We start from the raw sequence: 21,987 nt of genomic DNA, 5'->3' as shown, positions 1-21,987 counted from the left end.
GGCCGAAACCCCTTATTTGTTGCTGCCGCCGGTGCCGGCGACGACCTGCGTGTGGTTGCGCAGATGCGCGCGCAGCACGTCGTCGCGCGGGCCGAAGGCGAGGCGCTGGCCGTTTTCCATGATCAGGATCAGCTCGCATTCCTCGATCGCCGCCGGGCGGTGCGCCATGATGACGATGGACTTGCCGTCAGCCTTCATGTTGCGGATGGCGAGGTTGAGCGCCATCGAGCCCTCGGCGTCGAGGTTGGAATTCGGCTCGTCGAGCACCAGCAGCACCGGATCGCCGTAGAGCGCGCGGGCCAGGCCGACGCGCTGCTTCTGGCCGCCGGAAAGCCGGCCGCCCATGGCCGGCAGTTTCGTGTCGTAGCCATCCGGCAGGCGCAGGATCATGTCATGCGCGCCGGCCTTTTTCGCCGCGTCCACCACCTTCATCGGATCGGGATCGAGCGCCATGCGGGCGATGTTTTCCGCCACCGTGCCTTCGAACAGCACGACATCCTGCGGCAGGTAGCCGACATGGTCGGCAAGGCCGTCCGTGCCGTATTGTTCGAGCGACGCGCCATCGAGCCGCACCTTGCCGGCGGCGGGCGACCAGATGCCGGTGAGCACGCGCGCCAGCGTCGACTTGCCCGACGCGCTCTGGCCGATGACGCCGAGCGCCTGGCCGGGCCTCAGTTCGAAATTCAGCATGCGCAGCGTCGCGACCTGCTCGCCGGGCGGCACGACCGTCACCTGCTCGACCTCCAGGATGGCGCGGGGCTTCGGCAGCGCGGTGCGGGCATTGTCTTCCGGCACGCGGCCGAGCAGCTCGGAAAGCTGTCGCCAGCCCTGCATGGCGCGCTGGATCAGCGACCATTGGCCGATGGCGCCTTCGATGGGCGCAAGCGCACGCCCGATGATGATGGAGCTAGCGATCATCGCGCCGGCGGTGATCTCGTTCTTCAGCACCAGATAGGCGCCGAGCGCCAGGATCGCCGATTGCAGGAAGACGCGGAAGGTCTTCGAGGAGATCGAATAGAAGCCGTTGCTGTCGGAATAGTGGATGTTCGCCTCGAGCGCCCTGTCGCGCAGCAATTGCCAGCGGCCGGCGACGGCGCGGCGCATGCCGAGCGCACGCACCGTGTCGCTTTCCTTCTGCAGGGTCTGGGTCATCTCGTCGCTCATACGACCGGCGATCATCGCCTTTTCCTGGTCGTCCTTCGTGCCGTTCTGGTTGAGCCAGGTGAGCGCCACGAGGATGAGGCCGCCCGCAACGCCGAGCAGGCCCATCCAGGGGTGGAAGGTGAAGATGATGAACAGGAAGAACGGTGTCCACGGAATATCGAACACCGTGAAGAGCGCCGGCGAGGACAGCACCTTCTGGATCGCGTCGAGATCGCGCATGCCGGTGACGGTGGAGACTCCCTGCGCGTGCAGGTTGGTGCGGTCGAGCACGGCGTTGAAGACGCGCTTGTCGAAGCGGGCCTGGAAGCGCGCGCCGATGCGCGCCGCGACACGGCTGCGGATATGGTCCAGCACGCCCATGACGAGATAGAGGCCGATGATCAGCCCCGTCAGCGCCACCAGCGTCGCTTCGGAGCGCGAGGACAGCACCCGGTCGTAGATCTGCAACATGAACAGCGGGCCGGTGAGCACGAGCAGGTTCACGAAGAAGCTGAAGAAGCCGATGGCGAGGAAGCCCGCGGCGCTCGATTTCAGCACGGCTCTGAGTTCTTCCACACCGGCTTTGCCCGATGGACGCATCGCATTGTCTCTTCAAAGATCGACGCCGGAGGTTCGGCCGATCTCCGGCCGTTGTCCGAGCGGCGAAGGGCCACTCGACCGCCCTGCCGCGACCGGCCGGATGCGGGGGTGCTCGCAAAACGCGAGCCACCTCAATGGAAGACGGTATAGGGCGCGATTTATTCGTAAATCAACAGAATTCCGACGAACCGCCTTAAAACAGGAGTTCAACTGTCATCTTTATCGTGTCGGCCGTCCCGTTTTGTCCCGCCATCCGTCTTGATTTCGAGCCTGCCGATAATGAAAAGCACGACGAAGCAGGCGACCGTTGCGAAGACGGCAATGAGCCAGTAACCGAGGCCCACGCACAGCCCGACCGAGCCGGCGAGCCACATCCCCGCCCCGGTCGTCAGGCCCTTCACCTCACCCCGCGAGAAGACGATCATGCCGGCCGCGAGGAAGGCGACGCCGGCGGTGACCGCCTCGATGACGCGCAGGGGATCAATCTGCACCTGCTCGTCGGCAAAGCCGACCATATGCACGCTCTCGATGGACAGGATGGCGAAGACGCAGGCCGACAGCGCCACCAGGATATGGGTGCGCAGCCCCGCCGGATGCTCCCGGTACTCCCGCTCCGCGCCGATCACCCCGCTCAGCACGATGGCGCCCACCATGCGGGCAAGGATGACGGGATAGGGCAATCGCGTCGGCGGAAAGAAGTCGGCGAGGATCTGTTCCATGGCTCGCCAAACGCACCCGCCGCATTTCGGTTCCCCCGAACGCCCCGTTCGCAAACAATAATTTCCCGGCCGGCCGGCATTTTGCCCAAGGTCGCGAATTTTTTTGATCTTTTACGCTTGTCGAAACGAAATGCCTGATCTATAGGAAGCGCCGCTGGTCACGGAGTGTAGCGCAGTCTGGTAGCGCACCACGTTCGGGACGTGGGGGTCGGAGGTTCGAATCCTCTCACTCCGACCAGCCAGAACCGCCGGCCTTCCGGCGTTTCTTCATCTTCCCGAAAAATCCGCAAAAACCGACCTTGTTTTAACGGCTTCCAGTCGCGCTCGGCGCTGGTTCAGAGCAGTCGCCAGTTCTCCAGCGTGTCGGGATCGTATTTTGCCTTGCGGTCTCGCTGCCATGTGACGCCGCGCTTGACGACTTGGGCGGGCAGGCCGGCAATGACCGTGCCGCTTTCGAGGAACGGCTTGGCGACGAAGGACTTCGCGCCGACGACATTGTCCTCGGCGATCTTCGCGCCCTTGCTGACGAGCACGCCGACCCCCATCCACACGTGATCGCCAATCTCCACGGACTGCGCAAGGTTGAGACGCTCGCCCGTTTCCCGGTTGATCAGGGCATGCGCGTCGGTGGTGCGGATTTCGACGTTGCGGGAGAACAGGCATCCCTTTCCGATAATGACATTCTTCTCCTCGGAGCAGAGGATGTAGGTGTCACGCGCGACGGTGCCGTTGCCGATGTCGACCAACTGTCCGACGCCCTTCATCATGATCCGGCCGCCCAGCGCGACCTTGTCTCCGATTGCGATCTTGTTCTCGCGGCCCTGGATGACGATCTGGTCGCTGCATTCGACGTCTTCGCCGATTGTCACTCGATTGTTGCGGCCCTTGATCCGGATCGAGCCGCGGATGCGTGACCCGGCGCCTACCGTGATCACATGGCCTTCGCCTTCAATGATGAGCTTGGCGGTGAACGTCGCGGTCGCGGCGATCTGCATCGTCACGCCCTTTGGGGGAGCGCTGAGGAAAGCCAGTTTCGAGGTCGGATTGGATGTCCTGGATCGTTTGAAGGTGCCGAATTTGAACAGCTTGAACATTGCGCCTACCTCTGGAGTGGCGCGACCCTATACAAGCCAAGGATGCTTTGGAAGTGGCCTCGATCTACAGCTGATATCAGAGGGCCGGCCACCTTCGCCGCCCTAGTTCCTGATGAAGAACACCCCGGCAAGCAGCACCAAGGCAGCCGCCTGCAAGAACCACATTGGCCATTCTGCTGACATGGCGAATTCCTCCTGTTAAGGAAGGCGTGTACAGGGCTTTGGTTCCGCAAATGCGGTCCTGCGGTTACGGACGGAGCATAGCATGTCGGCCCACGGCTGTTGCGCGCCCTCGCGTGGAACGCGCGCGGCCGGCAGAACTATCACCAAATTTGTTCCTCCGCGCATGAATAAGGCTTCTTGCAGGAACGTTTCCCAGTTCTATCATACCAGCATTCGAGGGGCGGGATCGCGTCCGACGCAGGCACAGTGCGCGCGGACCGGGGGAAATATTCGCTTTCCGGCAAAAATCCAGACAATTTGGTCGAAGGGGCAACAATCATGACCGGCACAGGCAAGAGTACGAAGACGATCGTCGCGACGGGATCGCAGTTCATTGATGCGGTCCTCAGCGGAAACGCCTGGGGCGGCACCAACATTACCTATGCTTTCCCGAGCTCCACCAACAACTATTCCTACACGAACGAGACGAGCAACAATTTCGGCTCCGTCTCCGCCATGCAGAAGAATGCAGCGCTCTTCGCCATGGAGAAGAGTTTTGGCGGCAGCGCGAATGACGGCTTTTCCGTCGAAGGCTTCACCAACATGAATTTCAGCGCCGGCTCGTCGAGCACGGCGACGCTGCGCTTCGCCCAGTCCGATGCCGCCGACCCGACGGCCTATGCCTATTACCCGGGCGGATCGGCCGAGGCCGGCGACGTCTGGTTCAGCACGAACTATGCCGGCACGATCAACGACTACCGCACGCCGCAGGCCGGCAATTATGCCTGGCACACGATGATCCATGAGCTCGGCCATGCGCTGGGTCTCAAGCACGCGCATGAAACCGATACGTTCGGCGCCATCCAGCCCGAGTGGAACAGCCCCGAATATACCGTGATGACCTACAACGCCTTCGTCGGCGATTCGGGCGGGCCATACCAGTATGGCGAGTTCGACGGCCCGCAGACCTTCATGATGGCCGATATCTACGCGCTCCAGCACATGTATGGCGCGGACTACACGACCAACAAGGGCGCGACCGTCTACAAATGGAAGCCCGGCAGCGGCGACACGTTCGTCAACGGCAAGGTCGCGATCGACGCCGGCGGCAACCGCATCTTTGCCACCATCTGGGACGGCGGCGGCAACGACACCTACGACCTCACGGCCTACAAGACCGGCGTGGACATCGACCTTCGCGCCGGCGCCTATTCGATGTTCAGCAAGACCCAGCTTTCGTTCCTCGGCGGCGGGCCGAACGACGGCTATTCCCGCGGCAACATCTTCAATGCACTGCTCTTCAACGGCGACAAGCGCTCTCTCATCGAGAATGCCAAGGGCGGCTCGGGCAATGACAGCATTCTCGGAAACGAGGCCAGGAACAAGCTGTACGGCAATGGCGGCAACGACACGCTGAACGGCGCCGGCGGCACCGACAGGCTCGACGGCGGCGCCGGCAACGACAAGCTGACCGGCGGCTTCGGCGCGGATATCTTCGTGTTCAAGAAGGGGTACGGTCGCGACACCATCACCGACTTCAAGAACAATATCGACGATATCGACCTGCGCTCCTACAATTTCTCCAAGATCGGCCAGGTGCTGAGCAAGGCGGACCAGGTCGGCAGCGACGTGCACATCGCGCTCGGCGGCAACGACGTGCTGATCCTCAAGAAGTTCAACATCGACAATCTCGACAAGTCGGACTTCATTCTCTGAGGCCTCTCGCGGCATGCCCGGCCCATTCGCGGCCGGGCATGCCCTCCCCTCTGCGCGCCTTTTCCGCGAACTGTTGCAAATCCGCACGTTTGACGCCTCTTCGATGGGGAAGACGGGAAAGTTCGCGTGGTGGCGATTCCCCTTTTGCGCGCGCTGCGCTATGGCGAATCCAGGCTCCCATTCACGGCCACACCAAAGCTTCCAAGGAACTGGCACACATGAACTCCCGCATTGCAATTCTGGCAGGCGTCGCGCTTGCCCTCGCCGGATGCACCACCGCAATCGTCGCCTCCAACCCGCTGCAGGCCCGCTGGAACGGCAAGACAGCCGGCAGCTTCTTCGCGGCCTATGGCCCGCCGATCTCCGATGTCAGCGGCGCGGGCGGCTCGACGCTCTACAAGTGGCGCGGCGGCTTTGTGAAGGGCAAGTCCTGCACCGTGGAACTGACCGTCAACGAGGCCTACCGGATCAACAACATCCGCGCCGTCGCCGACCGCGTCGACCCGAAGGGCGGCCCGACCCATTGCGAAAAGGTGCTGGACGCCGCGTCGTAAACATCCCGGCGCGCAATCGACACTTGCGGAGGCCGCGCATCGCTGTGCGGCCTTTTTCTTTTGGGAGGACGATATGGACGAGGACCGCCTTTACCACGATCCGGCGCTTGCCGATTTCTATGATCTCGAAAACGGCTGGGAGCGCTCGCCGGATTTCGATTTCTGCCAGAAGCTGGCCGCGGAGGCGAAAAGCGTGCTCGACCTCGGCTGCGGCACGGGCGAACTCGCCGTGGCGCTTGCCGGCGGCAGGGCGATCGTTGGCGTCGATCCGGCGCCGGCCATGCTCGCCATCGCGCGCGCCAAAGCCGGGGCGGCGGGTGTCGATTTCGTCGAGGGCGATGCCCGCACGCTGCGCCTCGGCCGCCGCTTCGACCTCGTGCTCCTCACCGGCCACGCCTTCCAGGTTTTTTTGACGACGGAGGACCGTCGCGCCGCACTTGCCACCATCGCAGCACATCTCGCGCCGCGCGGCCGCTTCATCTTCGACAGCCGCAATCCCGCCTGCCGCGAATGGGAGGAATGGGGTCAGGAAGAATCCTTCCGCCTCCTCGACCACCCCCGCTTCGGCCCTGTCGCCGCCTGGAACGACGTCGCCCACGACCCCGCCACCGGCATCGTGACCTACGGCACCCACTACGAAATCCGCGCCACCACCCAACGCCTCTCCGCCACCTCCCACATCGCCTTTCCGGAGAAGGCGGAGCTGGAGACGCTGATCGCGGAAGCAGGCTTGCGCGTGGATCGCTGGCTGGGGGATTGGGAGGGCAGTGCCTGGCAGCCGGGCGCCAGGGAGCTTATTCCGATGGGTGGGCTGGCTTAGGGATAAAAGCCCGCCGGATGTCTCCGGCGGGTTTCTTCGTTCAATCAATCCAGCAGATCAGCCGGCACCTTGCCGCCGTTGTCGGCCAGCGCTTTCAGCAGGGCCTTGTGCAGCCAGATGTTCATGCTGGCGGAGTCGTTCTTGTCGCCGGTAAAGCCGAGTTCGTCGGCCAGTTCCTTGCGCTCCTGGAGGCTCGCATCCATGCCGAGCGCCTTCATCATGTCGACGATGGAGCGGCGCCAGTCGAGCTTCTGGCCGTTCTTGGCAACGGCTGCGTCGAGGATCGCCGCGACGTCCACCGGCTGCGCCGGCGTGGCGGAAACGGGCTGGCTTCCGGTGGTCGTCGCCACCACGGCCTCGTTGCTGAGCGTCGGCGTCGCGGAAACATCCGCCGTCGCCGGCTTGACGGTACCGGCCGTGATCGTTTCTACCGGCTTTTCCTGCGCCGCTTTGCCGAAGAGCTTTTCCTTGATGGAACTGAAGATACCCATTTGTGACTCCCTGTTGATCTCTACCGGCTCTGACACGGTGTGACGGAAAATAGAGGCATTGGCCGTCATTTCAATGAAGGCCATGACACAGACCGTCGGCTTCAAGGTCGTCTTCATCGTCAATCGCATCATCCAGATCGGGTTCGTCATTGTCTCCAGCATCGAGCAACCCTTTCCGTATGGGTTGCGTCTTTGAACCGTCCGGAAGGCTGTCAGCCAACAGTGCTGTCTGGAGCAAAGCGTCATCGTCCTGCCGTATCCCGACTCGCCTCTGAGCATTATTCAGGTGGGCAGCCGCCATTCCGCGAAAATATATCTGCTGGACCTGGTCGAAATTCCTCTGACTTTCAGGAATTTCAAATTTCTGCATCAGCGCTTCGATGACCGGGCGGGGCGCTACATCAAGGCCAAGGAGCCGGTAGGTATCCAACATATCGCTCACGGATTTGATCGCTGCATCGTCTAGCCCAGCGGCTCGCATGTGTTGAGTTTCGGAATGTCCAACGGTGGCGTGTTGGCCCTGAGAACTCAAAACACGGGCGGCCCAACCCTCAGCCACGTCGCGCATACGCAGCTTTTCAAAGTCGTCTTCGTGAGCGAGTTCCAGCGCTGAGTGGCTGTCAAGAACCGTAGTGCATGTTTTGGCGACCTCTATGAGAATGCGCTTAACATCGTCCGGTTTGATCATCATTGCTCGCAGCTCTCGAAACAGTCGCTCGCTGATCAAGGTCAACCTGGCAGCTGAGAATTTGGCCTGCTCCACACTCTTCGTGCGGAGACTGACTTCAATCAGCAAGAAAGCACGCGGGTCTGTTCCATTTCGTAAACGACGACGCCACCAGTAAACAGAACCGCGCTTGAAAACGTGTTGAGCAATTGCCATTGCGAACCCCATCCTGAAGGGTAAGCAAGCTCTGAAGTCCTCGAATGAGTCAGACAGTCATTTATGACATTTCTGTATGACATTCGGGATTGTTGGAGTCCCAGCTAAACCGGAACCACTGCAATACCTAGCTTTTTTGACGAAGCGGAAGGACTTGGCTGGGGCGCCAGGATTCGAACCTGGGAATGCCGGTACCAAAAACCGGTGCCTTACCGCTTGGCGACGCCCCACCATGGCGGGAGCCTGATAGCAAAGGCGGGAGGCGTGGACAATGCTTAACTTCCGCTTGGGCTGATTATTCTCCGGGCGCGGCCTTCGAATTGCGCGGGCCTGCGGCTTGGCAGGCGGGCGCGGCGGGGATAGGGTCCCGGCAACAGACCGTCTTTCCGGCGGCGGCGTGCCCCATCGACCGGGCGCACCAGCCCCGCCGTTTCTCACGAGGAGCCGCCATGTCCCAGTTTCGCGCCCGCCCGCCGGCGATGCCGACCGTTCTTCTCGACGACGCGGTGGTGCGCGTCACGCGCTGGGATTTCGAGCCGGGGGCCGATACCGGCCACCATGTGCACGGGCTCGGCTATGTCGTCGTGCCGATGACGGATTGCGATTTCCTCATCGAGGAGGAGGCGGGCGAGCGGCGGGTGCACAGCAAGACGGGCGCGGTCTACCGGCGCGAGGCCGGCGTGGCGCACAATGTCGTCAATGGCGGCGACAAGCCGATGAGTTTTATCGAAATCGAATACAAGTGACAGCCGTGTCCAATTCCACACAAGACGACAGCCAGGAAGCCCCGCATTTCGATCTCGAATTCAAGCCGGCGCATGGCGAGGCGGTGCCGGTGGCGCGGCGGGTGCAGCGCATCACCGTCAACAATCCGGGGCCTTTCACCTTCCACGGCACGAACAGCTACATCGTCGGCGACCGCTCGGTGGCGGTGATCGATCCCGGGCCGGAGGACGAGGCGCATTTCCAGGCGCTGATGAAGGCGCTTGCCGGGCGCGAGGTGACGCATATCGCCGTCAGCCATACGCACCGCGACCACTCGCCGCTCACCCGCCGTCTCAAGGCGGAGACGGGCGCGATCGTCGTGGCGGAGGGGCCGCACCGGGCGTCGCGACCGCTGCATGCCGGCGAGGTCAATCCCTTTGCCGAAAGCTCGGACGTGGATTTCGTGCCGGATATCGCGCTTGCCGACGGCGAGACGGTGGCGGGCGACGGCTGGGCGCTGACGGCGCTGCACACGCCCGGCCACACCGCCAACCACGCCGCCTTCGCGCTCGACGGGCCGGAGGGCATCGTCTTTTCCGCCGACCACGTCATGGCCTGGGCGACGACGATCGTGGCACCGCCGGATGGCGCCATGGCGGACTACATGGCCTCGCTCGACCGGCTGCTTCAGCGTGACGACCGCCTGTATTTTCCCGGCCATGGCGGGCCGGTCACCGAGCCCGCCGCATTCCTGCGGGGGCTCCGGACCCATCGGCGCATGCGCGAGCGGGCGGTGCGCGAGCGGGTGCGCGCCGGCGACCGGCTGATCGCCGACATGGTGAAGGTGATCTACCGCGAGACCGATCCGCGCCTGCATGGCGCTGCCGCCCTTTCGGTGCTGGCGCATCTGGAGGACCTGGTGGGGCGCGGCGAGGTGGTGACCGAAGGGCCACCCGCGCTGAAGGGGCTCTATTTCCCCGCCCCCGGCCTTTAGCACTTATGTTTAAATTGCTCTGATCAATCGCCCGCGATGCCGAGAAGTTCGGCGTCGAGCGCCTTCAGGTAGCCTTCCACCAGTCCGGCGCCGATGCCGAGATCGTGCGGGCCGTAGCGCGAGGCGGCGCGCATGTCGACCAGCGTCGTCTCCGCCTCCTCGCGCAGCCGGATGACCACATCGAAGCGGAAGCCGAAGAGCGGCGAGCGCCATTCCCCCTGCAACAGCACGTCGCCAGCGCCGCCGATTCGCGGAAGGAACGGCGTTTCCAGCGGGCGGGCTTCGGGGATCGGCACGTCGCCGAGCGGTTCCTGGCTTGCGGCGGTCTTGTTCGGATCGACGACGAGGTCTTCGAGGTCGGCGAGGATATTGTCGAGCCCGTTCTCGGCGGTGATGGTGATGCCGTAGGCGGTCGCGACCTTGCGCACGCCCTGATAGACGCGGTCGAGCGCGCCGTCGTAGCGGCGGCCGGAGAGGCCGGGATAGGCTTCCAGCTGCACCGTGCGGTCGCGGGCCGTCACGATGCCGACGCGCGGCAGCCAGTCCTGCTCGGCCGAGGGTTCTGAAAGCCACGGCGGGGCGGCGACGGTATCCGTCGTCACATCATAGAGCGCCGGCTTGTAGAAATAGGCATAGGCGCTGGCTCCGGCCACGCCGAGCGGCAGGAGCGAGAACAGCAGTGCCGTCAGGGCCGCCTTGCCGCCGCGCGCGCCGACATGCCAGAGGCGCGCCAGGCCCACGGCCGCCAGCAGCACGGCAAGCCCCGCCATCGCCGCGGAAATCCCCGCCAGCACCAGGAAATGCGGCGTCGTCAGCGGGCCGAAGCGGTGCGACAGCACGGCGGCGATGAACAGCAGGCAGGAAAACAGCGCCATGCGCCGCGCCCAGTGCGCCGCATGCGAAACGGGCCGTTCGTACTGGATCGTGATTGCCATGGCCTCACCGGATGCGCCTGCCGTTCCCTCTCCCTAGCGCAGTGCTGCGGATTTTTCCATCGGCTTGGTGCGGCATCTTGACCGGGGCTTTTGCGGCACGGCAGCGGAAAATCCTTGCGTGCCGCAAATTTGCCACGCTCGTTAACGACGTTTCACACACGGGGGTTGAGAAGGAGCAAGATGATGTTGCCGATGCAGACGGCTGCCGACACGGCAATCGCCACCACCGCTGGCGAACCCGCCCTCCCCCTGGAGCTTCTGGAACTCGAACTTTCGCTCGACGGTTTTTCCGGCGACGAGGCGGGTTTTGCGGGGGCCGTGCGCGCCGCCGCAGACCAGGTGGGCGGCGATTTCCTGTTCGACCTTCCCGCCTCCGGGCTTGCGGAAGACTGCCGGCGCATCGCCGCGCTGCGCGTACCGCAGGGCGAGAAAGGCGCGCTTTCCGTGGTTTTCGCGCTGCTCGATGCGGAGGGTGCGGCCATCCGGGTGGAAAATCCCGACGAGAAGACCAAGGACCTCAAGCGTTTCGCGGATGCCTTCGTCGACGTGCTGGAGCGTATCTGAGGTCTTGCGAGCGTGCGCCGACGAGCCTTTTTTGCTTCTACGCAATTCCGGACGCAAAACCGCTTCGCACTTTTGCTGGAATTGCTCTATCGATGGCGCGTTACACATCGCCGGAGCCAGCATGTCCAAAGTGGTTATTCGCCTCGCCGCCCTTGCCGCCACCGCACTCTTCCTGGCCGGCTGCCAGACGGCCGCCGAGGTGCGTGCGAACGACGAGAACCGGTGCCGCTCCTACGGTTTCCGCATGGGCACGGATGCCTTCGCCGAATGCCTCCAGCGCATAGACCTCGACCGCCGCGCGGATTTCCGCGCCGCGCGCATGGAATCGCCGCTGTGGGATCGCCCGACCTACATCTACGTGCGTGGACGGCGCCGCTGATCCTCAGCTCTTGCTGCCGTTGAACGCCGCCTGTGCCGCCGCAAGCCTTGCGATCGGCACGCGGAAGGGCGAGCAGGAGACGTAGTCGAGGCCCGCCTCCTCGCAGAAATGGATCGAGGCCGGATCGCCGCCATGTTCGCCGCAGATGCCGAGCTTCAGGTCGTTGCGGGTGCGCCGGCCGCGCTCGGCGGCGATGCGGATCAGTTCCCCCACGCCGTCGAAGTCGAGCTGCACGAACGGGTCCTGCTCGACGATGCCCTTCTGGATATAGGTGGAGAGGAAGGCCGAGGCGTCGTCGCGCGAGATGCCGAAGGTCGTCTGCGTCAGGTCGTTGGTGCCGAAGGAGAAGAATTCCGCCGATTCGGCGATGACATGGGCGCGAAGGGCTGCGCGCGGCAGCTCGATCATCGTGCCGACGAGATAGTCGATCGCAACGCCGCTTTCGGCGATGACCGCCTTGGCGACCTCGTCGATGCGGGCCTTGACGTAATCGAGCTCCGCCTTGAGGCCGACGAGCGGCACCATGATCTCCGGCACGACGGCGGCCCCCGTGGTGCGCGCGGCTTCCGCCGCCGCCTCGAAGATGGCGCGGGCCTGCATTTCGGCGATCTCCGGATAGGAAATCGCCAGCCGGCAACCGCGATGGCCGAGCATCGGATTGAACTCGTGCAGCGTATCGACCCGGCGGCGCAGCACGGCCTCGTCGATGGCCAGTGCGGCCGCCACCTCGGCGATCTCCTCGTCGCTCTTCGGCAGGAATTCGTGCAGCGGCGGGTCCAGCATGCGGATCGTCACCGGCAGGCCATGCATGATCTCGAAGAGTTCCACGAAGTCCGAGCGCTGCATGGGCAGGAGCTTTGCCAGCGACGCGCGGCGGCCGGCCTCGTCCTCGGCCAGGATCATCTCGCGCATCACATTGATGCGGCTGCCCTCGAAGAACATGTGCTCGGTGCGGCAAAGGCCGATGCCTTCCGCGCCGAAGGAGCGCGCCGCGCGGGCATCCGCCGGGGTCTCGGCATTGGTGCGCACCTTCATGCGGCGCGTGCGGTCGGCCCATTGCATGATCCGGCCGAAATCGCCGGACAGTTCCGGCTGGAGCATGGGGATCTCGCCCTTCAGCACCTGGCCGGAGGAGCCGTCGATGGTGATGATATCGCCCTTGGTCAGCGTCAGGCCCTGGGCGATCAAGAGTTCGTTGCGCAGATCGACGCGCAGCGTGCCCGCGCCGGAAACGCAGGGCGTGCCCATGCCGCGCGCGACGACCGCCGCATGGCTCGTCATGCCGCCGCGGGTGGTCAGGATGCCCTCGGCGGCGTGCATGCCGTGAATGTCTTCCGGGCTCGTCTCGATGCGCACGAGAATGACCTTGCGGCCCTCCTCCTCCGCCTGAACGGCATCCTCGGAAGTAAAGACGATCGCGCCGGTCGCCGCACCCGGCGATGCGGGAAGCCCCGAGCCGATGACGTCGCGGCGCGCGCGCGGATCGATCGTCGGGTGCAGCAGCTGGTCGAGCGAGGCGGGATCGATGCGCGCGACGGCCTCGCCCTCGCTGATCAGCCCTTCCGTCGCCATGTCGACGGCGATCTTCAGCGCCGCCTTGGCGGTGCGCTTGCCCGAGCGGGTCTGGAGCATCCAGAGCGTGCCGCGCTCGATGGTGAATTCGAGGTCCTGCATGTCGCGGTAGTGCCGCTCCAGCCGATCACAGATGGCGCGGAACTCGGCAAAGGCCTCCGGCATCAGCTTTTCCAGCGACGGCCGGTCGGAGCCCGACGCGATGCGCGCCTCCTCCGTGATGTTCTGCGGCGTGCGGATGCCGGCGACGACGTCCTCGCCCTGCGCATTGACGAGGAACTCGCCGTAGAGCTTGTTCTCACCCGTCGAGGGATTCCGCGTGAAGGCGACGCCGGTGGCCGATGAATTGCCGAGATTGCCGAAGACCATGGCCTGGACATTGACGGCGGTGCCCCAGATGGCGGGGATGTTGTGCAGGTGGCGATAGGTGATGGCGCGGGCGTTCATCCAGCTGGCAAAGACCGCGCCGACGGCGCCCCAGAGCTGGACTTCCGGATCCTGCGGAAACTCCTCGCCGAGCTCTTCTCGAATGATCTCCTTGTAGCGCGCGATGACATGCTGCCATTCGACCGCGGAAAGCTCGGTGTCGTGCTCGTGGCCGAGGCGACCCTTCTCGTCTTCCAGGATTTCCTCGAAGACCTCGTGATCGAGGCCCATGACGACATCGCCATACATCTGGATGAAGCGGCGGTAGCTGTCCCAGGCGAAGCGTGCATCGCCGGCATCATGGCCGAGCGCCTGCACCGTGCTGTCGTTGAGGCCGAGGTTGAGCACCGTATCCATCATGCCGGGCATGGAGGCGCGGGCGCCGGAGCGCACGGAGAGCAGCAGCGGCCTGGCGGTATCGCCGAAGGCGCGGCCGGTGATCGCCTCCATGTGGCGAAGCCCTGCGCGGACCTGGTCCTTCAGCTCCGGCGGCAGCATGCGGCCGCTGTCGTAATAATGGTTGCAGGCGGAGGTGACGATGGTGAGCCCCGGCGGCACCGGCAGGCCGAGATTGCACATTTCGGCAAGGTTCGCGCCCTTGCCGCCCAGCAGATTGCGATCGCTCGCGCTGCCTTCGGCACGGCCGCCCCCAAAGGTATAGACCCACTTCTCCATCGACGCCTCCCAAATGCGTTTTGCCAATCTACATGAACAGCATGTCTTTGAAAACGCGGCATGATGAGTTTTTTGCTGCATTGCATCAAAATTGCGACGGCACTGCAAAATTATAAGGATCAAATATAAAAGCCGTGCCCCTGGCGGGAACACGGCTTGCGATCGGTGCGATCCGACGGCTCAGTTTCCTTCGATGGAAAGCCCCTGGTCGTCGAGCTTTATCTCCACGCCATCCGGCTTCTTCTCTTCCTGGTAGGCATAGTAGGAAAAGCCGGCCACCACGACGATGAGGGCGCCGATGATCATGTAAAGTGCGTTTCTATTCACGTTTGGTCCCCGATTTCACTAATTGCCCGCGAATGTTCGCAGGCTCTCATAAACGCGCGGAGGGGGCGTTTGTTCCTGCCTCATGGCCTAAAGGCATCTGGCTGGACGTTTTGCCTCGCCGCCAGAACGCGGATCACCAGGACCTCGTTATCGACAAGCACATAGAAGATAAGGTGTTCGCGGTGAGGAAAGCTGCGCAGGTCCGGTGCCAATTCGGGACGCAGCCGACCGGCGGCAGGGTTTGCGGAGATCATGTCAAGAATGCGGTAGAGACCGTCAATATAGGCCTCGGTCTGCGCGTCGCCCCAGGCCGACATCGTATAGGATAGAATTGCGTCGATATCTTTTTCGGCGCTCTCGGTGAACCGGACGGCCTGCACGATCAGGACGCCACAACGCGAGCCCTTGCCAGGAATTCCTTCGCCGTCACAGGCCGATACCGGCCTTTCGCCAGATCATCCAACCCCGTTTGCACGTCCTCGCGGACTGCAGCGAGATAGGTTTCATGAAGCCGAAGCGCATCATTGACAACCGCACTGGCATCGGCGAAGCGGCCGCTCTCGACCTCGTCGGCAATATAATCTTCCAGTTCTTTCGCGATCGACAGCTTCATTCGATGCCTCCAGCACTGCATTAATCTAACACAGCCCGCGCGAGGCGGCTAGGAAGCCTCGCGCAGTTGCTCGGCGGTCTGCAAGTCGACGGAGACGAGCTGGGAGACGCCCTGTTCGGCCATGGTGACGCCGAAGAGGCGGTTCATGCGGGCCATGGTGATGGGATTGTGGGTGATGATGATGAAGCGGGTCTCGGTGGAGGCCGCCATCTCGTCCATCAGGTTGCAGTAGCGCTCGACGTTGTGGTCGTCGAGCGGCGCGTCCACCTCGTCCAAAACGCAGATCGGCGCCGGATTGGTGAGGAAGACGGCGAAGATCAGCGCCATGGCGGTCAGCGCCTGCTCGCCGCCGGACAGCAGCGTCATGGTCTGCGGCTTCTTGCCGGGCGGGCGGGCGAGGATTTCGAGGCCGGCATCGAGCGGGTCGTCGCTCTCGATCAGTTGCAGCTCCGCCGTGCCGCCGCCGAAGAGGTGGGTGAAAAGGCGCTGGAACTGCACGTTGACCACGTCGAAGGCTGCCAGCAGCCGCTCGCGCCCTTCGCGGTTGAGGCTCTGGATGGCGGAGCGCAGCTTGCGGATCGCCTCGATGATATCCTCGCGCTCGGCGACGAGGGCGTCGAGCTTGTCGGTGAGTTCCTGCTGCTCTTCCTCGGCGCGCAGGTTGACGGCGCCGAGCCGCTCGCGCTCGATCCGCAGGCGGTCGAGCTCCCGTTCGCGCTCGCGCGGATCCGGCAGTGGCGAGCCCGCCGGGTGACCGGTGACCTTGAAGGCTTCATGCGGCGCGCAGGAGAGCGCCTCGCGGATGCGCGCCTCGCCCTCGACGCGGCGCTCGCGGGCCGAGACGAGGCGTTCTTCGGCGCGGCCGCGCGCCTCGCGTGATTCGGCGAGCTGCGAAAGTGCGGTGACGGCGACGCGGTCGGCCTCGCGCTGGCGGTTGTCCGCTTCCTGAAGCGCATCGGCGGCCTCGCGGCGGGCCGCTTCGGCATTGGTGAGGCCGGTCAAGAGTTCGCGGCGCTTTTCCTCGATTTCATCCGGCGCCTCGGCGAGGCTTTCCATCTCCTCGCGGGCCTCCGCCTCACGGTCGCGCAGCGTCGCGATGTGGTTTTCCGCATTGGCGGCGCGGCTTTTCCACGTCTCGCGCTCGGCGGAGATCGCCATCAGCCGGCGGCGGCGGTCGGCCATTTCGCGCGCAAGACCGTCATGGGCGGCGCGGGCTTCGGCGAGTGCGGCGCGGTCGGTCGCGACCTCCATCGTGCGGGTGCGCAGCCGCAACTCAAGATCGCCCAGGTCGGGCAAGTCTTCCAGCGCGCCGCGGGTATCCTCCAGGAACTCCACGGCCTCTTCCGCCTGCGCCTCAATCTGCGCCCTCGTTTCGGAGAGCACGGCGCGGCGGCGGATGAGATCGCCGGCGGCGCGTTCGGCGGCCTCCAGGGCGTCGCGGGCCTCGGCGAGCGTGCGGCCGGCATTGCGCTGCGCCTCGCGCGCCGCGTGCTGGCGCTGCGTTTCGGCGCGGATCGTCTCGCCGGCGCGGGCGAGATCGTTTTCGGCATCGGCAAGGGATGCGCGGGCGTCTTCGAGCTCGGCTTCGAGTTCGGCGAGGCGGTTCTTTTGTTCGAGACGCAGGGCGGCGGCACTTGGTGCATCGGCGCCGGTCACATGGCCGTCCCAGCGGAAGACGGCGCCCTCGCGGGTGACGAGCCGCTGGCCGGTGCGCAGCTGCGGCAGCAGGGACAGCGCCTCGTCGACGCTCGCGACGACGCCGATCTGGGCGAGCCGCCGGTGCAGCACTTCTGGCGCACGGACGTGATCGGTCAGCGCTGTGACACCGCTCGGCAGATGCGGATCGTCCGATGTGTTGCCGATGAGACGCCAATGGGCGGGGGCGGACATGTCGGTCGGCGATTCGAGATCGTCGCCGAGTGCGGCACCGAGCGCGGTCTCGTAGCCGCGATCGACATGCACATCCTCGACGACAGGCGCGAAGGAGCCGTCGCCGGCCCCTGCCTCCAGCATGCGGCGAATGGTGCGGGCTTCGGTCTCGATGCCGGCAAGGCGGGCACGGGCCGTATCGACGGGGGCGCGCAGCGCGGATTCGGCAAAGCGTGCCTCTTCCAGCGCCTCTTCCACGGCGGCGAGCATTTCGCCGGCCGCCTCCAGCGCCTCTTCGGCAGACTGGACGTCGGCGCGGCGCTCTTCCGGATCGGGAAGGGCCGCGATACGCGCGTCCATCTCCTCCAGCTCGCGGGCCTGCGCATCGAGCTGCTGGCCGAGCCGCAGGTGGCGCTCGGACAGGTCGCGGATCGCCTTTTCGAGCTGGCTGCGCATGGCGGACGCTTCGGCGCGTTCCGCCGTGACGGCGGCAAGTGCTTCTTCGCTTTCCGTCAGTTTCGCGGCAGCCTCGTCCATCGTTTCTCGGGCGGCCTCGGCGCGCTCGTCGGCCTCGGCGAGGATCTCGCCGATCTCCTCCTCTTCCACCGTCAGACGATCCAGCACGGCGGCGTTGTCGGCCACCATGCGTTCCTCGCGAACGATATCCTCGGCAAGTTGCGCGAGGCGGCGGGTGAGTTCGTCGCGGCGGCGCAGCAGCCGGGCGGAATCCTCCTCGAGCTGCGCGCGGGCGATCTGCAGGCGCTGCAGCACCGCGGCGAGCGTCGCCTCGTTCTCGCGCAGTTCCGGCAGCTTCAGGCTGGCGACCGCCTGTTCCTTGGCCGCCTGCATCTGCGCATTCGCCCGTTCGGCGACCAGCGAAGTCGCCTGGTTGAGCTGGCTTTCCGCCTCGCCTTCCGTCTCCTTCGCCTGCACCCAGCGAATGTGCAGCAGCATCGCCTCGTGGCGGCGGATATCGGCGGAGAGCGCCTTGAAACGGTTCGCCTGACGCGACTGGCGCTTCAGGCTGTCGATCTGGCTTTCGAGCTGCGAGGTAATGTCGTCCAGCCGCTCGAGATTGGTTTCAGCGGCGCGCATGCGCAATTCCGCCTCGTGGCGGCGCGAGTGCAGGCCGGAAATGCCGGCGGCCTCTTCCAGCAACTGGCGGCGGGCCTGCGGTTTTGCCTGGATCAGTTCGCCGATGCGGCCCTGCCCGACCATCGAGGGCGAGCGGGCGCCGGTGGAGGCATCGGCGAAGAGCAGCTGCACATCCTTGGCGCGCGCTTCCTTGCCGTTGATGCGATAGACCGAGCCGTTTTCGCGCTCGATGCGGCGGGTGACCTGGATTTCGTCCTGATCGTTGAAGGCGGCGGGCGCGGTGCGGTCGGCATTGTCGAGATAGAGGCCGACCTCGGCGGTGTTGCGCGCCGGGCGCTGGCCGGAGCCGGAAAAGATGACGTCGTCCATGCCGGACGCGCGCATGTTCTTGTAGGAATTCTCCCCCATCACCCAGCGCAGCGCCTCGACAAGGTTCGACTTGCCGCAGCCGTTCGGCCCGACGACGCCGGTGAGGCCGCGCTCGATGACGAATTCGGTGGGTTCGACGAAGGACTTGAAGCCGAGCAGGCGGAGTTTGGTGAACCTCATGCGGCGCACGCGAAGTGGACGTGGCCACCCCCCTCTGCCCTGCCGGGCATCTCCCCCTCAAGGGGGGAGATCGGCAAGAGGAGAGCACCTTGCTCAAACAGGGTCGCATGTGATGGGCGAAGCGTCACTCCATCCAATCTCCCCTCTTGAGGGGGAGATGGCCGGCAGGCCAGAGAGGGGTGAGCCACACCCGCTACCGCCCGATAAAAAGCGGGCGCACGGCTTCCGCCGTCGCCCGCCAGATATTCGGCCGAAGGATCAGAGCAGGCTGTCGATGAGGGCCGACATGGAGTCAACCGACATGTCTCCGGAATAACGCTTGCCATTGATGAGGAAGGTCGGTGTCGCCGCGACGCCGAATTCCTTGGCACCGCGCTCGCGTACCGCGTTCACATCATCCAGAAGCTTCTGGTTCGTCAAGCAGGCCTGGAAGCTCTCCTGTGTAAAACCGGCGAGTTTCGACATCTGGAGCAGCGCTTCGCGGCCATCCTGCGCCGCAGCCCAGGTTTCCTGCTGTTTCATCAGCATGGAGATCATCGGGAAATACTGCGAGGCATCCGTCAGTTCGGCGGGCGTCGCCGGCTTGCAGCGCGCCAGCATGAAGGCTGCGGCAGCGCGCGGATCGAACGGGAATTCGCGCACGATGAACCGAACCTTGCCGCTGTCGACATATTTCGCCTTGATCGCATCGAAGGTGTTGTTGTGGAAGGCCGCGCAGTGCGGGCAGGTCGTCGACATGTATTCGACGATGGTGACGGGGGCATTCGCCTCGCCGAGCGCCATTTCCGGCAGTGCGCCGGCCTTCAGCACTTCCGCCATGTCCACGTCGCCTTCGGCGGAGGGAACTTCCGCCGTCTTGGTCTCGGTGGCAGGGGTCTGCGCAGTCTCGGTGGTGGTCGTCGTCGTGGTGGTCGGGGTCGTCGCGGTTTCCGTCGTCGTGCCGGTGGACGTGGCCGGTGTCGAGCCTGCGCTTTCCTCGGTCGTCGTCTGGCTGGTTTCGGGAGCCTTCGCGGTCTCCTTCTTCTCGTCGCTGCACGCGACGAGCGTCAGGCCAAGCGCCGCAACGGCGACGCCGGAGAAGAGGCGCTTCATCAGGCTCATTTCGGAAAGGGACATGGTCTCTCCTGTCGGAAGGGATATGGAATTCTTTGGTCCATCGACGCAATGGCGGTCGGAAACCGGAATTGCTCTCGGCACTCCCGTTATACCTGCTTTGGGGCGGGAACAAGCGGGGTTAAGGCAAGTAACTTCAAAGAATTGTGACCGTATGGTCTTACGCGACGCTTTAGGACCAATCAACATTCAGCCCATGCCGGCCTGAACTGAATGTCGATTGGTCCTAGCGCGTCTTCGCGCGGCCGCCGAGCACCGCCGTGCCGAGCCGCTTCAGCGCCGCCTTCAGCGCGTCGCCTTCGATGCCGTCGACGAGGTCGTCGAGATGGCGGGCCGCCTCCCCCGTCAGCGGGCGCGGCTTCGGGCGGCGGTTCGCGTGCGGTGTCACCGGCTTCTGCACGATGCGCACCTGGCTGATCGCCGGGTAGCCGAAGAAGCCGTTGATGCGCTGGATGATCTCGCCCTGCTGGTGGCTGAGGAAGAGCGCGCGTGCGCCCTCGCAGGCAATCGTCAGCACGCCCGGCTGGTGGCCGCCGCCCTCGCCCGTCATCTCGGAGGCGCGGCGCGGCCAGGTGATGCGCTCGGGCCGCGTGCAATCGGCAAACTGCGCGCCGGCGATCTCGTCCCACGAGCCGAGCAGCATCGTGTTGAGACCGGCGCGCTTGGCGAGCACGGGATCGATGAGCGCATTCGCCACTTCGCTGATCTGGACGATGCCGCGCCGCTGGCCGCGCTTCGTTCCCTGCCAGGGCGCCTTGCTGGTGTTCACGTGTCTCACCCCGATCGGGAAAATATTCCTGTCTTGCCGGCGAAGCACTTGAAGATCGCCGGCCGCTCCGCCAGTTATAGGCGCTCCGACCCCGTTCAGGCAAATCATGACCCAGGCCCACCGGACCGCGGCGCCCGCCGACCTCATTCTCGACTGGTACGACCGGCACCACCGCGACCTGCCCTGGCGCGTCAGCCCGCCGATGGCCGCGCGCGGCGTGACGCCGGACCCGTACAAGATCTGGCTTTCCGAGGTCATGCTGCAACAGACGACGGTGCCGGCGGTCAAATCCTATTTCGCGCTCTTCACCACCCGCTGGCCGACGGTGACCGATCTCGCCAAGGCCGACAACGAGGACGTCATGAAGTCCTGGGCGGGGCTCGGTTATTATGCGCGCGCCCGCAACCTCAAGAAATGCGCCGAGGCCGTCGCCTTCCAGCATGGCGGCGTGTTTCCCGATAGCGAGGACGGGCTGAAGGCGCTGCCGGGCATCGGCGATTATACCGCCGCCGCCATCGCCGCCATCGCCTTCAACCGCAAAAGCGCCGTGCTCGACGGCAATGTCGAGCGCGTCATCTCGCGGCTCAATGCTATCGAGACGCCACTTCCCGCGGCAAAACCGCAGATGCGGGCACTGGTCGCGGTGATGACGCCGGAGCATCGGCCGGGCGACTTCGCCCAGGCGATGATGGACCTCGGCGCGACGATCTGCACGCCGCGCCGCCCGGCCTGCGCGCTCTGTCCGGTGAATGCGCATTGCCGCGTGCTCGGCCGCGAGGATCCCGAGCTTTTTCCGCGCAAGGCCGCGAAGAAGGAGAAGCCGGTGCGCCTTGGCGCGGCCTTCATCGCGCAGGACGAGACGGGCGCCGTCTTCCTGCGAAAGCGCATCGACAGCGGCCTGCTCGGCGGCATGACGGAAGTGCCGGGCAGCGCCTGGACCGCGCGCATCGACGGCGAGACCGGCCTTGCCGCGGCCCCCTTCCCGGCCGAATGGCAGGCCTGCGGCAGCATCACCCATGTCTTCACGCATTTCGAGTTGCGCCTCACCATCTACCGTTCCATGGTTCGCCGTGGCGCGGGCGCCGGCGACGGATGGTGGCAGCCGAAGGAGACACTCGACGGCGAGGCGCTGCCGACCGTCATGAAGAAGGCGATAAAACAGGCGATACCGGACGCTTTTGCAGGCAGGACGTAGGAATTAGGCAGCAGGCCATAGGGCA

The 21,987-nt window shown here is 64.8% G+C and carries 21 protein-coding genes and 2 tRNA genes; 9 read left to right on the top strand and 14 right to left on the bottom strand.

What is annotated here, in order from left to right; genetic code table 11:
• Positions 1–12: 12 nt before the first annotated feature.
• Both VGN93_RS02840 and VGN93_RS02835 read right to left on the bottom strand, forming a co-directional pair.
• A complete protein-coding gene (locus VGN93_RS02840; protein WP_327506256.1) occupies positions 13–1,719 on the bottom strand; it encodes a type I secretion system permease/ATPase in 1,707 nt (568 codons plus the stop codon).
• Between the two features lie 230 nt (positions 1,720–1,949).
• Entirely contained in the window at positions 1,950–2,462 is a 513-nt protein-coding gene (locus tag VGN93_RS02835; protein WP_327506255.1) for an MgtC/SapB family protein, read from the bottom strand.
• Between the two features lie 161 nt (positions 2,463–2,623).
• Between VGN93_RS02835 and VGN93_RS02830 the strand changes: the two genes are divergently transcribed.
• A tRNA-Pro gene (locus VGN93_RS02830) sits at positions 2,624–2,700 on the top strand.
• A gap of 97 nt (positions 2,701–2,797) precedes the next feature.
• On the opposite strand, the gene VGN93_RS02825 is transcribed toward VGN93_RS02830, so the two are convergent.
• Positions 2,798–3,556 (bottom strand): hypothetical protein, encoded by a 759-nt coding sequence (locus VGN93_RS02825; RefSeq protein WP_319310697.1) that lies wholly within the window; start codon positions 3,554–3,556, stop codon positions 2,798–2,800.
• A gap of 501 nt (positions 3,557–4,057) precedes the next feature.
• Here VGN93_RS02825 and VGN93_RS02820 point away from each other — a divergent pair.
• From VGN93_RS02820 to VGN93_RS02810, 3 genes are all read left to right on the top strand, one after another.
• Positions 4,058–5,434, top strand: a complete 1,377-nt coding sequence (locus VGN93_RS02820; RefSeq protein WP_327506254.1) for a M10 family metallopeptidase — start codon at positions 4,058–4,060, stop codon at positions 5,432–5,434.
• A gap of 218 nt (positions 5,435–5,652) precedes the next feature.
• On the top strand, positions 5,653–5,988 hold the full coding sequence (locus VGN93_RS02815; RefSeq protein WP_319310693.1) for a hypothetical protein: 336 nt from the start codon (positions 5,653–5,655) through the stop codon (positions 5,986–5,988).
• A gap of 73 nt (positions 5,989–6,061) precedes the next feature.
• Positions 6,062–6,808: a class I SAM-dependent methyltransferase gene (locus VGN93_RS02810; RefSeq protein WP_327506252.1), complete on the top strand. Its 747-nt coding sequence runs from the start codon at positions 6,062–6,064 to the stop codon at positions 6,806–6,808.
• A 44-nt stretch (positions 6,809–6,852) separates the two neighbouring features.
• On the opposite strand, the gene VGN93_RS02805 is transcribed toward VGN93_RS02810, so the two are convergent.
• The 3 genes from VGN93_RS02805 to VGN93_RS02795 all read right to left on the bottom strand — a co-directional run bounded on the left by VGN93_RS02805 (position 6,853) and on the right by VGN93_RS02795 (position 8,412).
• Positions 6,853–7,299, bottom strand: a complete 447-nt coding sequence (locus VGN93_RS02805; protein ID WP_327506284.1) for a DUF3597 domain-containing protein — start codon at positions 7,297–7,299, stop codon at positions 6,853–6,855.
• A 70-nt stretch (positions 7,300–7,369) separates the two neighbouring features.
• Complete coding sequence (locus VGN93_RS02800; protein WP_327506251.1) at positions 7,370–8,182, bottom strand: hypothetical protein; 813 nt, start codon at positions 8,180–8,182, stop codon at positions 7,370–7,372.
• 155 nt (positions 8,183–8,337) lie between these two features.
• Positions 8,338–8,412, bottom strand: a tRNA-Gln gene (locus VGN93_RS02795).
• Between the two features lie 219 nt (positions 8,413–8,631).
• Here VGN93_RS02795 and VGN93_RS02790 point away from each other — a divergent pair.
• Together VGN93_RS02790 and VGN93_RS02785 are read left to right on the top strand one after the other, a co-directional pair.
• The gene (locus VGN93_RS02790; RefSeq protein WP_327506250.1) at positions 8,632–8,928 is read left to right on the top strand and encodes a cupin; all 297 of its coding nucleotides are present in this window, start codon (positions 8,632–8,634) and stop codon (positions 8,926–8,928) included.
• Between the two features lie 5 nt (positions 8,929–8,933).
• Positions 8,934–9,881 (top strand): MBL fold metallo-hydrolase, encoded by a 948-nt coding sequence (locus VGN93_RS02785; protein WP_327506249.1) that lies wholly within the window; start codon positions 8,934–8,936, stop codon positions 9,879–9,881.
• A gap of 23 nt (positions 9,882–9,904) precedes the next feature.
• On the opposite strand, the gene VGN93_RS02780 is transcribed toward VGN93_RS02785, so the two are convergent.
• A complete protein-coding gene (locus tag VGN93_RS02780) occupies positions 9,905–10,810 on the bottom strand; it encodes a DUF1499 domain-containing protein (protein ID WP_327506283.1) in 906 nt (301 codons plus the stop codon).
• A 186-nt stretch (positions 10,811–10,996) separates the two neighbouring features.
• Between VGN93_RS02780 and VGN93_RS02775 the strand changes: the two genes are divergently transcribed.
• Together VGN93_RS02775 and VGN93_RS02770 are read left to right on the top strand one after the other, a co-directional pair.
• Positions 10,997–11,380, top strand: a complete 384-nt coding sequence (locus tag VGN93_RS02775; protein WP_319310683.1) for a hypothetical protein — start codon at positions 10,997–10,999, stop codon at positions 11,378–11,380.
• A 121-nt stretch (positions 11,381–11,501) separates the two neighbouring features.
• Complete coding sequence (locus VGN93_RS02770; RefSeq protein WP_327506248.1) at positions 11,502–11,759, top strand: hypothetical protein; 258 nt, start codon at positions 11,502–11,504, stop codon at positions 11,757–11,759.
• Between the two features lie 3 nt (positions 11,760–11,762).
• Here VGN93_RS02770 and ppdK read toward each other — a convergent pair whose 3' ends face one another.
• From ppdK to VGN93_RS02735, 7 genes are all read right to left on the bottom strand, one after another.
• Positions 11,763–14,432, bottom strand: a complete 2,670-nt coding sequence (gene ppdK / locus VGN93_RS02765; RefSeq protein WP_327506247.1) for a pyruvate, phosphate dikinase — start codon at positions 14,430–14,432, stop codon at positions 11,763–11,765.
• A gap of 180 nt (positions 14,433–14,612) precedes the next feature.
• The gene (locus VGN93_RS02760) at positions 14,613–14,759 is read right to left on the bottom strand and encodes a hypothetical protein (protein ID WP_256118651.1); all 147 of its coding nucleotides are present in this window, start codon (positions 14,757–14,759) and stop codon (positions 14,613–14,615) included.
• Positions 14,760–14,839: 80 nt separating this feature from the next.
• The gene (locus VGN93_RS02755; RefSeq protein WP_327506246.1) at positions 14,840–15,139 is read right to left on the bottom strand and encodes a type II toxin-antitoxin system RelE/ParE family toxin; all 300 of its coding nucleotides are present in this window, start codon (positions 15,137–15,139) and stop codon (positions 14,840–14,842) included.
• Positions 15,140–15,141: 2 nt separating this feature from the next.
• On the bottom strand, positions 15,142–15,372 hold the full coding sequence (locus VGN93_RS02750; RefSeq protein WP_319310674.1) for a ribbon-helix-helix domain-containing protein: 231 nt from the start codon (positions 15,370–15,372) through the stop codon (positions 15,142–15,144).
• A gap of 48 nt (positions 15,373–15,420) precedes the next feature.
• Positions 15,421–18,885 (bottom strand): chromosome segregation protein SMC, encoded by a 3,465-nt coding sequence (smc, locus tag VGN93_RS02745; RefSeq protein WP_327506245.1) that lies wholly within the window; start codon positions 18,883–18,885, stop codon positions 15,421–15,423.
• A 258-nt stretch (positions 18,886–19,143) separates the two neighbouring features.
• A complete protein-coding gene (locus tag VGN93_RS02740; protein ID WP_327506244.1) occupies positions 19,144–20,001 on the bottom strand; it encodes a DsbA family protein in 858 nt (285 codons plus the stop codon).
• Positions 20,002–20,224: 223 nt separating this feature from the next.
• Positions 20,225–20,767: a DUF721 domain-containing protein gene (locus VGN93_RS02735; protein WP_327506243.1), complete on the bottom strand. Its 543-nt coding sequence runs from the start codon at positions 20,765–20,767 to the stop codon at positions 20,225–20,227.
• 106 nt (positions 20,768–20,873) lie between these two features.
• Between VGN93_RS02735 and mutY the strand changes: the two genes are divergently transcribed.
• Entirely contained in the window at positions 20,874–21,962 is a 1,089-nt protein-coding gene (mutY, locus tag VGN93_RS02730; protein ID WP_327506242.1) for an A/G-specific adenine glycosylase, read from the top strand.
• The last annotated feature ends 25 nt before the right edge of the window (positions 21,963–21,987 follow it).

The sequence above is a fragment of the Shinella sp. genome, from assembly GCF_035998705.1.
Lineage (GTDB): Bacteria > Pseudomonadota > Alphaproteobacteria > Rhizobiales > Rhizobiaceae > Shinella.
The sequence above is the reverse complement of the archived record's forward strand: the minus strand, read 5'-3'. Positions and strand labels throughout refer to the sequence as shown.